Below are 13402 nucleotides of genomic sequence, written 5' to 3'. Positions count from 1 at the left end.
GTGCTTCGTTCCTGACGGCTTCACCAAATCGCGGCCAGAGCCGTGAACATCCCCAGGGTCGATCGGCTTCCCCGGTTGGTTCGTGCTGCGACGCAGTGACGGGGTCGCCCCGCTTACGGGTCGGGACCGCCGGGGGAGGCTGAAGGCGCTCATGAGGTCCCTACTGGATGACTCCGGTCCTGGAGCCTGACTGTCTGCTCGTGTCCGGATCTGACAGAACCTGGTCATTGCGGCCATCGCGGCGGGGCGAAATGATCGGCGCATGCTCCCACCGCACAGGGTCGTCATCGCCGCCTTCCCGGGTGTCGAACTGCTCAACGTCACAGGTCCGGCCGAGGTGTTCTCGGTCGCCACGCGGGTCGCCGGCACCGGCCGACCCGGCTACGTCGTCCGCATCGCGACAGCCGAAGGTGCACCGGTGGTCACCTCCAGCGGGATCCGGCTGATGGCCGACCTGACACTGGACGAGGTGAACGGCAACGTGGACACCTTGCTCGTGTCGGGTGCCGTCCATGTGGACGACCACAGGGTGGAGCCGGTGCTCGACAGCGGGATCATCGACTGGCTGCGTGAAGCGGTGCCCGGGACGCACCGGGTGGGCTCTATCTGCTCGGGCGCGCACCTGCTGGCCGCGGCGGGCCTGCTGGACGGCCTTTCCGCCACGACCCATTGGATGACGGCCGCGCGGCTCGCCGCCGACCACCCGCGTGTGACTGTCGATCCGGACCCGATCTTCATCCGGGCCGGCCGTCTGTGGACCTGTGCCGGTATCACCTCGGGGATAGACATGGCGCTGGCTATGGTCACCGTGGATCACGGACCCGAACTCGCCCTGGCCACCGCCCGCATGATGGTCATGTATGTCAAACGCGCTGGTGGCCAGAGCCAGTTCAGTGTCCCGCTCGCCGTTCCGGCTGCCCCCGGCGACCAGATCGACGACCTGTGTATGTGGATCGGCGAGCACCTCACCGAGGATCTGTCCGCCGAAGCCCTGGCTGCACGGCTGCACCTGAGCGTGCGCCACTTCTCAAGGCTGTTCCGCCGGCGCACCAGCACCACCCCGGCCGCCTACGTCGAGTCCGTCCGGCTGGAGGCCGCCCGCCAGTTGCTCCAGGACAGCGACCGCAGCCTGCCGGAGATCGCCGCCATCAGCGGCCTCGGCTCCGTGGAAAGCTTGCACCGTTCCTTCCGGCGCCGCCTCGGGACCACCCCCGCCCAATACCGGCGCCGCTTCCGCTAAGCCCAACGCAGCCCCTCCCCCGACCGCCCCGTGGACCGCCGCCCGGCGGAAGACGGTCATGCCCGCGTGAGCGGCATTACACGACACAACCAGGGAGAAATCAGTGTCCCGAACCAAGGTCGTCCCGATCCCGGTCATGGGCCGGCACAGCATCAACGCATACCTGCTGCTGGGCCGCCGGCCCGTGATCGTCGACGCGGGGACACCCGGCAGCGGCCGAAGGATCTACGAGCAGGTCGCCGCACACGGTGTGGACCCCACCGACGTGTCGCTGATCATCATCACGCACGGCCACATCGACCACTTCGGCTCCGCTGCCGAACTGCACCGCCTGACCGGGGCACCGGTAGCGGGACACATCGCCGACCTCGGCCCTTTCCGCAACGGCCGGGTCCGCGAACCATACCTGCCCACCGGCCCGATGGGCCGCCTCATGGCCAAGAACAAGAACCTGCACATCCAGGCGGAACCGTTCCACCCCGACGTACTCGTGCGGGGTGAGACGGACCTGGAGGACCTTGGGATCGCGGCGCGCATCATGCCCACCCCCGGACACACTGCCGGTTCGATCTCCGTCCTCACTGACCAAGGAGACCTCGTCGCGGGCGACCTGATCGCCAACTCCTTTATGGGCCTCATCCCGGGCAGGCCGGCCAACCCTCCCTTCCACGACGACCCGCTGCGCAACCTGGCCAGCCTCCGGAAGATGCTTGCCCTGAACCCCACCAGACTCCACGTTGGGCACGGCGCCCCACTGGAGCCCGACCAGGTCCGACGTTGGACCTCCCGGGAACACGAACGGCTGTCCCGGCTCGAAGCAGCCGGACGAATCTCAGTCCGTACGGAAAACGACGCAGCCTGACGGGTAGGCCGGCTCGGGCGCCGTCGCCTACACGTGTCGCCCGGCGTGATCTCCCACCCGGACATGCTGCGGGCTCCAGCCGTACCGCTTCGGCAGCCGCCAGGGCCCTCGACGGTGGAGGAGACATAGGATGCAGGCCAGGGTGGGCTGGGCAGAACTGTGCGAGGTGCTTCGGCACCTGGCTCCGTACGACGGCTATCCGGACGACCGCAGCATTCAGCGGCCGCATGACGATCGCGAGCGCTCATGACGGCGCCGGGTGGAACACCCAACATCGGGGAGGCAGGCTGTAGTCATGCGGTCGCTCATCCGCCCATCCAGTCCATCAGTGGCGGGCGGTCATAGCCGGGGCCTCTTCAGACTCGCGCAGTGTGTGCCATTCGTGATCATACTGCTCGCGCTGGGGATCGAGCTTTCCCCTGCACACGCGGTGATCACCGGTCCTCTCCTCGCTGCCATGCCGGCATTGGCCTCGCTGACGATGGGCCCCAAAGGCCCCCTTTCCGCAGCGGCCGGAGCCTTCGCCGTCACCGTCATCACGGCCACCCTCCACCACAGCTGGGGAGGCCAGGTCTACAGCAACCTCATCTCCCTCCTCGTAGTGTCGACAGCTAGTGTCACCATGAGTAGTGCAGTGCGCACGCGCAGACAGAGTGAGCTCAACCAGGTTCGCCGGGTCGCCGAGGCAGCACAACGGGTTCTGCTGCGGCCTGTGCCGCCCCGGCTCGGTCCCGTCCAGATGGCCAGCAAGTACCTGGCGGCAGAGATGGGCGCGCAGATCGGTGGCGATCTGTACGAGGCATTGCACACCCGGTACGGGGTCCGGATGATCGTGGGAGACGTCCGCGGCAAGGGGCTGCCCGCCGTGCGCCTGGCCGCAGCCGTGCTGGGTGCGTTCCGGGAGGCTGCGCACTACGACGAGGATCTGGCGGAGGTGGTGAATCACTGCGCGGCAGCCCTGGAACGCGAGCGGGCAGCGCTCAGCGCGGTTGATCAGGCGGACGAAGACGATCTGACCGAGGATTTCGTCACCGCGCTCGTGGCACAGGTTTCGGACGCCTTCGTGGTTCAGGTCGTCAATCGCGGCCATCCGCCCCCGCTGGTGCTCCACCAAGGCAAGGTAAAGGCCCTCGTTCCCGCCTGCCCACTGCCGCCCCTGGGCCTGGAAGATTTCATCACCGTTCCGCCTGCCAAAGCGGAGAGCTACCCATTCACACCGGGTGACCGTCTTCTGCTGCACACCGACGGCGTGATCGAAGCCCGCAGCCCCAACGGCGATTTCTTCCCCCTGCCCAAGGCCACAGAATCGGTGCACCCCTGTACTCCGCCAGAGTTCCTGGAACAGCTGCACCAGGAACTGATCCGGCACACCCACGGCTACCTGGCGGACGACGCGGCGATGCTCCTCGTTGAACGGCTCAACGAAGGAGGCGAGAGCAGGCTGCATGGCCCTCGCGCACTCTGACACCACCGTGGCCAGAGCAGGCCAACTCAGGTTGGCGGATGATGCGGCAGATATCGGTGTCGGTGCAGGTGGCGGGCTCGACCGTGGCAGTGCGGCGGGCAAGGTCACGGAGGATGGCGCGGGTCTTGCGGAGTTCGGCCATGCGCTGGCTGATCTCGGTCAGGTGTTGCTGGATGAGGTCGCCGACGTGGTCGCAGGGAGGCTGTCCGCTCTCGCGCAGGATGAGGATGCCGCGGATCTCGGCCAGGGTGAGCCCCGCGTGCTGGGCATCGCGGATGAACGCCAGGCGGGTGACGGTCTCGGCCGGGTAGTCGCGGTAGCCGGCGGGGGTCCGTGGTGGTGCCGGGAGGAGACCAGCCTGCTCGTAGAAGCGGACGGTCTTGGTGGTCACGCCGCTTGCGGTGGCCAGGTCCCCGATACGCACACCTCCAGGCTAGCCCTTGACCTTCCAGCGCACTGGAAGGTCTAGCGTCGTCGGTGCAGGGACCGGACCGGGAGGTAGGCGGCGATGCGGATCACGGTACTGACCGTTCCCGAGTGCCCCAATGGCCCCGTGGCGCGGGAGCGCGTCAACACCGCGCTGGCCGGACGCGCGGCTGAGGTGGAGTCGGTGACGGTCTTCACTGAGGCGGAAGGGGCCCGCTGGGGTTTGACGGGATCGCCCACCGTCCTTTTCGACGGCATCGATCCCTTCGCCCCGGGCACGGCGGCGCCGAGTGTGTCGTGTCGCCTCTACCGTCACGCTGACGGCACCACGGACGGCGCCCCGAGCCTGGCCGAGTTGCGCCAGGCGCTGGACGCGGCCGGACTGGATGACCCCGACAACACCTGTTGCGAGAACGACGTTCTCGATCCGGTCGGCCGGGCCGGACGCGGACGGCTGGCTCTGCAGGAGCGGGGCCTGCGGGCTGTGCAGCAGGCGGTGCTGCGTCACTTCGCCGCCACCGGTCAGGAATGCTGGCCGAACTGGCCGGGGAGGACTTCCTGAGCCTGGACGCGGACGGACGGATCGCGGCGGCGTACCCGTTCTCCGCCACGCCAACCCCCCACCGGGTCGTCATCGACGGCACGGTACAGGCGTGGTCGATGTGCGCGATCGACGCCCTCGGCATGTCCGCAATGCTCGGGAAGGACGTCGTAATCCACTCATCCGATCCCATCACCGGCGACCCGGTCACGGTCACCAACCGCGACGGCCGCGCCGTCTGGCAACCGGCAGGGGCAGTCGTCGGCGTCGGCCGCCGCTCTTGTCCCGGCCCTGCCGCGGAGGTGTGCTGCGACGCGTTGAACTTCTTCACCTCCGCCGCCACCGCCCACGCCTGGCTGCAGGCGCACCCGGAGGTGCGCGGCCAGATCATCGGCCAGAAGCGGGCCGAGGCCATCGGGCGGCAGATCTTCGGGCCGCTGCCGGCCGGCAATCAGCCCGTCTGATCAGGCGACGTACGTGCCGCCCGGCTCAGTGAGGGGCAGGGGGGCATTCCCGACACGACCCTCTGCTGCAGGCGCATCCGGAAGTGCGCCTGCGTGATGACTACCGCTGCACGAGGGTGCGGGTTCTCAGCAGCGGGAAGGAGGCTCGCCCGTACATCTGGCGCTTGATGGTCCTGATCCGATTGACATGGCCCTCGACCGCACCGGAACTGTACGGAGTGTCAGGCCGGCGGTGACGGCATCGAGGTCCTGGCGGAGGTAGCCGACGTAGCCGCGGATCGGCGACGGCCCGTCTCGCTCCGCCTGCTTGATCCATTCCATCAGCAGGTGGCCACGGCGATGGCGGACCAGGTCCGTGAAGGCTCGGGCGACGTCGCAGGACGCAGCGATGTCTGGGCAGGCGAGCCGCGCGTCTTCGAGTGGTGCGGTCTCCATCCGGCTCAGCGTCTCTCGGGGCGCATGATCCAGGCCGTGATCCTGCGTCGAGCGGGGATCACCGCGGCAACGGGCACGGCAGTGCCGTCGCGGAGCTGGGCGACGTAACGGCTGACGACGTGGCGGCTGCCGGTGTACCCGCGGTCGCAGATCTCGCGGTAGAGCTGGAGGGAGACGGTGCGTCCGGCGGCGGCGAAGCGGGCTTGGATGTAAGGCATATGGGGCGTTAGGCCCCCTGGACCCAGGCGCCGGCCGATCGCACTGAGCGACCAGCCTGCCCGTGCCAGAGCCTGGACGTCCTGGTGGCGTTGCGGACCCTGTTCCAGGGAGCGGGGTGGGGGGCATGTGCGCAGGCTCATTGGCGTGCACTGGGACGTGCCGGGTGACGTGCTCGCGCAGGCAGTCGCGGCGTTGGCGGCAGGTCTTTTCCACGGCCACCGTCAGGTTCTCCAGTGGGGGCCAGCGATCCCGCCACTTCTTGGGCGTGCGGAGTGGCCCGACGGACGGCCTTGGTGAACATCATGCTCCGGTGCGGATGCTGCTTTGAGCAGGCGCAGCAGCTCCGCCCGTCCGCCATGTAGGAGCAGTTGGCGGCAGAGCCGTTGGCCGGGACGGCCACCCAACTCCATGGCGATCGCGCGCATCGCCGAGCGCAGTGACGTCGTGGCGCGCCGAAACGGTTCGGTCAGTCCGCGGACCTGCTCCACGAAGGTCCTGCGTCGGCACCTGGCCTGCTCCCGCGGAAACCGGCGAACCCGAAGGGGAATGACCACCCGCTGGCTGACAACGGGCAGATCAGTGACCTGGGGCCAGTAGCGACTGTGCACACGCGTTACGGGCTGAGCACAATCCGGGCACAGCCCCGGCAGACCACACCCGGCTGCGTCCCGCCGATCGGCGAGTAGGAGATCTGCGAACCTCTCCATCCTCACACTTTGGGCATGCCCAATTCCGCAGTTCACAGAGCCTGTCGGCGCTTGGGACGCTCAGCGCCGACGCGGGACGCCCAGCGTCTGTACGAGCTGGGCGAGTTCCTCCCGGAAGAGCTTCTCCGGGCTGGTGGTCTGGGTGTGCATGTGGCCGTAGACCTCCAGTGACACCAGTCCATGCAGGTGCCCCCAGATGCGCAGGGCGAGGGCGACGGCTGCGGGCGGCAAGTCGGGGAAGGCGGGACGCACCTTCTCGAGGAGCCCGGGGTCGAAGTCGGACCAGTCGAAGGCGCTGTCCCGGTAGAGGTGCCGGGCGTGGGGCCAGGCGGCTGCCGCGAGAGCGGTGAGCCCGGTGCAGACCCGGCGTGCGGCATCCGGGGCGGGGCCTCCCTCGGGGGCGAGGTAGCCGGGCACTGGGTCACCGTAGATGAGGCGGAACCCCTGGGGGTTGACCAGGGCCCAGGTCCGGAAGGCGTTGGCCCATGCCTCGATCCGGACGGCGGGATCGGTGCAGGGCGTGGTTTCCCAGGCCGTTTCCACAGCGTCGGCCAAGGCGGTGTACACGTCGTTGATCAGCGTGGTGACCAGGTCGTCCCTGGTCGGGAAGTACCCGTAGATCGCGTTGGCGGTCATGCCCATCTCCCGGGCGATGGCTCGCAGGGTGATGGCGTCCGGCCCGCCCGAGGCCATCAACGCGAGTGCCACCTTCTTGATTTCGGCCGTGGTCTCGGCCCGTAGCCGCTCGCGCCTTCCCCTGTTTCCCGTGACTATCACACCCGGCACTCTACAGCGTCGACTTACTGAGTGCCGTATAGAAGACTTCACGGCGTATAGTTTCTGCACGGCGTCACCAATAGTGACGTTCCACTTCTGCATGCACAGGGGAGAACCATGCACATCGGAGTCATCGGAGCCACGGGCACCATCGGCAGCCGGGTCGTCAACGAAGCTCTCGACCGCGGTCACAACGTCAAGGCGTTCAGCCGGGACGCAGTTCAGGCGCAGCGCGAGGAGCGTCGGGACAACATCACCTGGACGAGCGTCGACGTCCTGGACCCGAAGAGCATCGCCGGCGTCCTGCCCGGACTCGACGTCCTGATCAGCGGATTCCAGCCGGGCAATGCCGCCAGGGACTTCGCGGACACCGTCCGGCGCTCGATCGCCGACCCGACCGTCTATGTGACGGCGGCGCGGGCCCTGCTGAAGGCTCTGGAGAGCCACCCACGGACCCGGCTCATCGTGATCGGCGGCGCCGGCAGCCTCGAAATCGAACCGGGAGTGGTGCGAGCAGACTCCGACGAGCTGCTGCACGCCGCCCTCGACCAGCTGGGGTTGCCCCGCGAATACGCCGCAGCGGTACGCGGTCACCGCGATGCCCTGGCCGTCCTGCGGACCTCGAACCGGCTGTGGACCTACTTCAGCCCCGCGGAGGAGATCAGCCCCGGCGAGCGCACCGGCCACTTCCGGATCGGCGGCGACCAGCCGGTCCTGGACGCTGACGGTCGCAGCCGCATCTCGGTGGAGGACGCGGCCATGGCCTTGATCGATGAGGCGGAGCTGCCGCGCTTCGTGCAGCGCCGCTTCACCATCGGCTACTGAAGGCCACAGCCCACGTGCCCGTGGGGGATCTCATGAACTCCCCCACGGGCCAGGGCAACGTCCGTCTGAGCCAACCTGGTTGGTCAGCCTTCCAGTGTCGTCAGCCCAGACATGGGCTCGGAGAGGTGCTGCCCGTCCAGCTGCGCGACAGGTCCGCATGTGGCCGTAGCCATCGCGCAACCGCGGACTGAACCGGGCTAGGTCGCTCAGTCACAATCCCGCCAGAGAGCCGGGCAGCAACTCGATGCAGTACTAGCAGCCGAGTGCGACCGGAACGTAGCCACATGCTTCGAGTTCTACGTGCGGATGACGCACTGGGCGGCGCCGGGCGCGTGGGGCGTGGGGCATGACAATCAAGCCGATGGACGCGGCGATGTTCACGGAGGATCTCCCGTCACGGTTCCGCCTGCGACTGCTCCAGGTGAGCTTCCCAGGCTCCGACCTGCCGGAACTGACCCGGCGCCTCCGCGATCACGCCGCAGGCCGCTCGGTGCCACCAGCCCCGCCGACTGGAGCGCTGTCGGCCGTTGGGTTCTAGGGGTGCCGGGCCGCTCCGCCTGAGCGGATGGCCCGCCGTGCAGCGGACGGCAGGGGGCTCCCGCCCGAGGTGGTACCGGAGCCCGTCACTAGCTCCAGCACCATGACCAGTGATCTCGGATTCACATGCACGTGCTGCGGGGCCCACCACCCTGAGCTGCCCATGAACTACTCGGCCGAGGCTCCGGCCGTGTGGGATCCGGCCTTCGCCGGCGCTGACGACTGCATGCTCTCGTCGGACCAGTGCGTGATCCGCAGGCAGCACTACTTCGTCAAGGGCCTGATCGAGATACCGGTCATCGGCAGCGACGTCGTGTTCTCCTGGGGCGTCTGGGTCTCGCTCAGCCGCGAGAACTTCTCCCAGGCGGTGGACCTTTGGGACAGGCCCGGCCGCGAGGCTGAGAAGCCGTACTTCGGCTGGCTCACCACCGATCTGCCGGTCTACTCGACCACGACCCTCAACCTGAAGACGCATGTCCACACCCGCCCGGTCGGTGAGCGCCCCTGCGTCGAGCTCGAGCCCACCGACCATCCCCTCGCCGTCGAACAGCGCATGGGGATCACCCTGGACCGCGTGCGGGAGATCGCCGCGGCCGTGCTCCACTCCGGCGACGACGAGCAGCGGTGACCCACTCCGTTATCGGCGATCCCGCTCTTGCCCACCGGACCGAGCCGCAGAGCCCGGAGGTTCGTCGTCGAGGTGGACGGCATCCGTGTCCCTCAGGAGGACATCCGGCGCCACCGCGACGTGGGATCGGGCGCGGGATCCCTGCTGCGGAGATCGACCGGGCAGCGGTCTTCCAGGACCGCTGGGGCCGGCCTCGCGCTGCCGTCGGCCGCTGCGTACGACGGCGGCCCGCACATGGCGTTTGTCCGGGCCGCGGCGGGCAGCGGGGTCCGCGTCAAGTCCCTCGTCCGCCTCGTCCGCGGCCGCAACTTCCAGATCTGGGGCGATGTTCGCCGACGCGTTGGGCTGGCTGAGCACAGAACTGTCGCTGCCCGCCGCACGCCGGTAGGGGTCAGCGGGAAGCGCGCCTCAGTGCCGGACCGGGCGCACCGGACGGGCCGAGCGGACCGGGCCGAACCGGGAGCGCTTCGACGCTGTTGCCGATGAAACTGCGCTGGCGGGGCAGTTCGGCCTCGGGGACGGCGAGGCTGAGGTCCGGGAAGCGGGTGAAGAGCCGTTCCAGCGCGATCGTGGCCTCGAGGCGGGCGAGCGGGGCGCCCACGCAGTAGTGCGCGCCCTGGCCGAAGGAGAGGTGCCGGGCCGCGCCGGGCCGGGTGACGTCGAAGCGGTCGGCGTCCGGGCCGTGGAAGGCCTCGTCGCGCCCGGCGGCGGTGTAGCCGGCGAGGACCGGGGTGCCCTGCGGGATCACGGTGCCGCCGAGGGACAGGTCGCGGGTGGGGTAGCGGAAGGGGAACCAGCTGACCGGGCCGTCCCAGCGCAGCGTCTCGTCCACCACGTCCGACCAGGTGGCCTTGCCATCCAGGACCAGCGCCAGCTGGTCGCGGTGGGTGCACAGTGCCCGTACGGCATTGCTGATCAGGTTGAGAGTGGTCTCGTGGCCGGCGACCAGCATCAGGCGCATCGTGCCGATGAGTTCGGCCTCGCTGAGTCGATCGCCGCCCTCCTCGCGGACGGCTATCAGGGCGCTGGTCAGGTCGTCGCCGGGGGCGGCCCGGCGGGCGGCCGCGATCGTGCCGAGCAGCTCGACGAGCTCGCGTACGGCGGCCGTCACCTCCGCCGGAGTGGTGTCGGTGGCGATGACCACCGTGTAGGTGAGGTCGTGCAGTCGGCCGCGGTGCTCGGGGTCCACGCCGAGCAGCTCGCAGATGACGCTCATCGGGAGCGGGAGCGCGAAGTGGGTGCGCAGGTCCGCGATGCCGTCCGGGTCCTCGGCGGCGGCCCGGCCGAGGTCGTCGAGGAGTCCGGCGGTCAGCTCCTCGATGCGCGGCCGCAGCCGCTCCACCTGGCGGGCGGTGAAGGCGTTGCCGACGAGGGAGCGCAGCCGACGATGGTCGGCGCCGTCGGCGGTGTGCATGCCCTGGGCGTTGGCGAAGACCCGCAGCGGCCAGTCCGCGGGGATCGTGCCGTCGTTCAGGGCCGGGCAGTGGCGGGCGTCCTTGGCCACGTCGGGGTGGGAGAGGAACTCCTTGAGCGCTTCGTGCCCCAGGACGACCGCTGCGGGTACCCCGCCGGGCAGGACGATGTCCGCAACGGGCCCCCGGGCCCGCAGGTCGGCGTTCAGGGCGTGCGGGCAGCCGCCGGCGGGGTCGACGACGTGGGCGAGAGCGGGGGTGTGGGAGGGCAAGCCGGGACTCCTGACCGTATGGACGAATACCGGCCAACAGTGCGGTATCGAAGGCTGGTTGTACAAGTCCGTCCTGCCGGGACGCCTCGACCGAGGGCCCGGCCCCTCAAGCCCGGCTGACTTCCGAAGCCGGGGGCCGGCAACTCCGGCCTCGCCTTCGGCTCCGCCGACGCCCGTGACGGAGGTCCGGCACATTCAGCGTCGCCGGCCATGTGACGACTTCGGGGATGTTGTGCCTGAGCGCCGCAGTTGGCTCCCGCCCCTGAGCGTGCTCGTGGGCCAGGTCCGACGCTGTAGATGGCCGTTGCCTGCCACGTGGTCAACCGGGCCGGTGACGGCTACAAGGGCGACGGCAAGACCGACGCCCGCGACGCGCTGGTCATCGCTGACCAGGCCGCACCCGCCGGAACCTGAAATCGCTGCGGCCCCAGCGACGAGGCCATCATCGGGCTCCGGTTCCAAGCCCTGAACCTAAAGGTCGCCGCGGTCGACCAGCTCATCGCGGCCAGACTCCGGACCCACGAACTCGCCGAGGTCCTGGCCGGGATGCCCGGCATCGGTCCACTGCCGGGCACCGAGTTCCTCGCCGCGATCGGCAGCGACCTCGCGGACTTCACGAGCCCGTCCGCGCTCGCGGCCTTCGCCGGGCTGGCTCCGGTGCGCCGCACGATTCCGGGAAGCGGAACGGCAACCTGCACCCGGCCCCGTCACTATCGCCGAGGTCTCCGGGACGTTTTACGATCGCAAGCGCGCTGACGGCAAACGCCACACCAGGCCGTGATCGCCCTCGCCCTCGCCCTCGGCAGAATCAACGTGCTGTGGGCCCTGGTTCGGGACCGGCGCCTCTACGAAGTCACCCCACCGCAGCCCACCGGTTAGGTTCAGCAGCGCAATCGAGTCGACGAGCCTTGTCCGTTCTCGGCAGACTGCCAACATGTCCACCGACGTGAGCGGGATGATCGAGTGCAGACCTCTGGCCCGGATCTGGGGCGAGGATGACGAGGACGCGGTTTGGCACCCCGCCATCGACCTCTTTCTTCTCAACACCGGCAACGCCTATGACGCACTCGCCTGCCTCTTCGGCGTCCGCAACTCGTTCGGATTCCAGCCGCTGACCGAAGACCGTGGCCTGCCGGACGACGCCTCGGACGGGTTGCGGGCCGTGTTCAACGCGTGGGGTGGGCCACAGGACGCACCCGCAACAACGTGGATCAGCTGGGCCGAGTTGGCAGCCGCCGACTGGGACGAGACCGATCGGTCCGGCACGCGTAGCCGCAGCACGGTCGCCGGGCCGGGGACCCACTGGGCGCCGGTCTGGGACGTGATGCGGACACTTGCCGAGCTGCATGGACCCGAACACGTGCGACTCGTGGTCTGGTTCGACTGATCACGGAATTCCGTTCCTCCGACACAGCTTGACTTCGCCATTTAGAACTCCAGTCGGCAGCGTCACGCCGTCAGCGCCGCCGTGGGTCGATGGGTTCCGCGAGGCGGCCCAGCCGATGCAGGACGAGTCCGTACCCGGCGGCCGCCGTCCCGTACGCGGAGTCGCCGCCGGGTTCCCAGGCGATGTGGAGAAACGGTTACGCCTCGGCGTACGCGCCGCGCTGGGCCTTCAGCGAGGACCCCTCACCGACCGCGCACACACCAGCGCTCGGACTACAGGACGTCGCATCAGCTGCGGGCGGCCTGCGTGCCATGCCTTCTCGGTGGCGCCTCCTGCATCCGAGTCGCCTGGTGGAACAAGCCGCGGACTCCGGCTGCGAGTGCCCATACCAGAAGGGGAAATGCTGCTACCCGCTCCATGCCTCCCATCCCGAGTCCGAGATAGCGGTGGGAGAGGAAGAGCCCGAAAGCCGTGATCGCCATGGCTCCTAGCAGGCTGGTCGCCCAGCGCAGCGGTCTCGGCACATCGTCCGCGAGGCCGAAGCCCGCCAGCACAAGACCGATGTTCCCCAGGGCCATGATGAGCAGCGCACCGAGGACATGCTGGTTCTCGTGGACGTCCGCGGGCGCTAGCCCGGCCAACACGAATCCCACGCCGGCGCAGGCCAGCAGCCCTCGGGCCACGAGCGCGGTCGCGCCTCTACGCCATACGGACCTGGTGAAGAAGACACCGACGAAGAGGAGCGTTCCCAAAGTGATGAACGAGGCGTCCATCAGGCCGTGTTCAGGCGAACAGATGTAGCGGGGCTCGGGCTTCGACTGCATGGCGCAGTGAGCGTTCCCTAAGTCGCTGATGTTGTTCTGTGCCCAACTGTATGGCTTGGTCCAGGCCGACTCGACGATCGCATGGGCCACAAAGAACTGTGCCACACCAGCGACCCACGCGGCGTATCCGATCCGTGGCTTCAACTATCCACCTTCTCTCGCACGGTTCACGTGCGAACAGCGGATCATGCGCCGCTGACCTCGGGCACTCCGGCAAGCCCCCGGGTACGAGGTAGGGCAGACCCCACGGGAACAAGGCGAGCAAGGCGAGGCTGGCTTTGGGTTAGCGGTTACTGACCTTGTTGGCGTGATGTCGTGGCTGACAAGTGGTGGTTGTCGCGGTAGGCCGGTCACATGAGGTATCCGCAAGGGGGCGGGCTC

15 protein-coding genes are annotated in these 13402 nt (G+C 68.8%); 9 read left to right on the top strand and 6 right to left on the bottom strand.

Features of this window, described 5'->3' with window-relative positions:
* The first annotated feature begins 262 nt into the window (after positions 1-262).
* The 3 genes from ACWC0C_RS34230 (at position 263) to ACWC0C_RS34220 (ending at position 3567) form a co-directional block, all read left to right on the top strand.
* Positions 263-1240, top strand: coding sequence for a GlxA family transcriptional regulator (locus ACWC0C_RS34230; protein ID WP_450868028.1), 978 nt, complete (start codon positions 263-265; stop codon positions 1238-1240).
* 103 nt (positions 1241-1343) lie between these two features.
* Positions 1344-2102: an MBL fold metallo-hydrolase gene (locus ACWC0C_RS34225; protein ID WP_450868027.1), complete on the top strand. Its 759-nt coding sequence runs from the start codon at positions 1344-1346 to the stop codon at positions 2100-2102.
* Positions 2103-2484: 382 nt separating this feature from the next.
* Positions 2485-3567 carry a PP2C family protein-serine/threonine phosphatase gene (locus ACWC0C_RS34220; RefSeq protein WP_450868026.1) on the top strand — a complete coding sequence of 361 codons (1083 nt, stop codon included), beginning with the start codon at positions 2485-2487 and terminating at the stop codon, positions 3565-3567.
* On the opposite strand, the gene ACWC0C_RS34215 is transcribed toward ACWC0C_RS34220, so the two are convergent.
* Positions 3521-3991: a heavy metal-responsive transcriptional regulator gene (locus ACWC0C_RS34215; protein ID WP_450868024.1), complete on the bottom strand. Its 471-nt coding sequence runs from the start codon at positions 3989-3991 to the stop codon at positions 3521-3523. The two genes, ACWC0C_RS34220 and ACWC0C_RS34215, sit on opposite strands and share 47 nt — an antisense overlap.
* A 129-nt stretch (positions 3992-4120) precedes the next feature.
* Between ACWC0C_RS34215 and ACWC0C_RS34210 the strand changes: the two genes are divergently transcribed.
* Positions 4121-4555 (top strand): hypothetical protein, encoded by a 435-nt coding sequence (locus ACWC0C_RS34210; protein WP_450868022.1) that lies wholly within the window; start codon positions 4121-4123, stop codon positions 4553-4555.
* The gene (locus ACWC0C_RS34205; protein ID WP_450868020.1) at positions 4522-4998 is read left to right on the top strand and encodes an alkylmercury lyase family protein; all 477 of its coding nucleotides are present in this window, start codon (positions 4522-4524) and stop codon (positions 4996-4998) included. The genes ACWC0C_RS34210 and ACWC0C_RS34205 overlap by 34 nt, the downstream gene beginning before the upstream one ends.
* 440 nt (positions 4999-5438) lie before the next feature.
* On the opposite strand, the gene ACWC0C_RS34200 is transcribed toward ACWC0C_RS34205, so the two are convergent.
* The 3 genes from ACWC0C_RS34200 to ACWC0C_RS34190 all read right to left on the bottom strand — a co-directional run bounded on the left by ACWC0C_RS34200 (position 5439) and on the right by ACWC0C_RS34190 (position 7136).
* Entirely contained in the window at positions 5439-5651 is a 213-nt protein-coding gene (locus tag ACWC0C_RS34200; protein WP_450868018.1) for a hypothetical protein, read from the bottom strand.
* A gap of 222 nt (positions 5652-5873) precedes the next feature.
* Positions 5874-6359, bottom strand: coding sequence for a transposase family protein (locus ACWC0C_RS34195; protein ID WP_450868016.1), 486 nt, complete (start codon positions 6357-6359; stop codon positions 5874-5876).
* 60 nt (positions 6360-6419) lie between these two features.
* Complete coding sequence (locus tag ACWC0C_RS34190) at positions 6420-7136, bottom strand: TetR/AcrR family transcriptional regulator (RefSeq protein ID WP_450868014.1); 717 nt, start codon at positions 7134-7136, stop codon at positions 6420-6422.
* A gap of 117 nt (positions 7137-7253) precedes the next feature.
* Here ACWC0C_RS34190 and ACWC0C_RS34185 point away from each other — a divergent pair, with 117 nt between their 5' ends.
* Both ACWC0C_RS34185 and ACWC0C_RS34180 read left to right on the top strand, forming a co-directional pair.
* Entirely contained in the window at positions 7254-7961 is a 708-nt protein-coding gene (locus ACWC0C_RS34185) for an NAD(P)-dependent oxidoreductase (RefSeq protein WP_449196627.1), read from the top strand.
* Positions 7962-8661: 700 nt separating this feature from the next.
* Positions 8662-9126 carry a DUF2199 domain-containing protein gene (locus ACWC0C_RS34180; RefSeq protein ID WP_450868013.1) on the top strand — a complete coding sequence of 155 codons (465 nt, stop codon included), beginning with the start codon at positions 8662-8664 and terminating at the stop codon, positions 9124-9126.
* 391 nt (positions 9127-9517) lie between these two features.
* Here ACWC0C_RS34180 and ACWC0C_RS34175 read toward each other — a convergent pair whose 3' ends face one another.
* Positions 9518-10810, bottom strand: a complete 1293-nt coding sequence (locus tag ACWC0C_RS34175; protein ID WP_450868011.1) for a cytochrome P450 family protein — start codon at positions 10808-10810, stop codon at positions 9518-9520.
* Positions 10811-11356: 546 nt separating this feature from the next.
* Between ACWC0C_RS34175 and ACWC0C_RS34170 the strand changes: the two genes are divergently transcribed.
* Positions 11357-11566 carry a transposase gene (locus ACWC0C_RS34170; protein WP_450868010.1) on the top strand — a complete coding sequence of 70 codons (210 nt, stop codon included), beginning with the start codon at positions 11357-11359 and terminating at the stop codon, positions 11564-11566.
* 178 nt (positions 11567-11744) lie between these two features.
* Positions 11745-12197: a hypothetical protein gene (locus tag ACWC0C_RS34165; protein WP_450868009.1), complete on the top strand. Its 453-nt coding sequence runs from the start codon at positions 11745-11747 to the stop codon at positions 12195-12197.
* A 287-nt stretch (positions 12198-12484) separates the two neighbouring features.
* Here ACWC0C_RS34165 and ACWC0C_RS34160 read toward each other — a convergent pair whose 3' ends face one another.
* Positions 12485-13165 carry a DUF998 domain-containing protein gene (locus ACWC0C_RS34160; protein WP_450868007.1) on the bottom strand — a complete coding sequence of 227 codons (681 nt, stop codon included), beginning with the start codon at positions 13163-13165 and terminating at the stop codon, positions 12485-12487.
* Between the last annotated feature and the right edge of the window lie 237 nt (positions 13166-13402).

This window comes from Streptomyces sp. NPDC001709 (genome assembly GCF_053596375.1).
The sequence above is the reverse complement of the archived record's forward strand: the minus strand, read 5'-3'. Positions and strand labels throughout refer to the sequence as shown.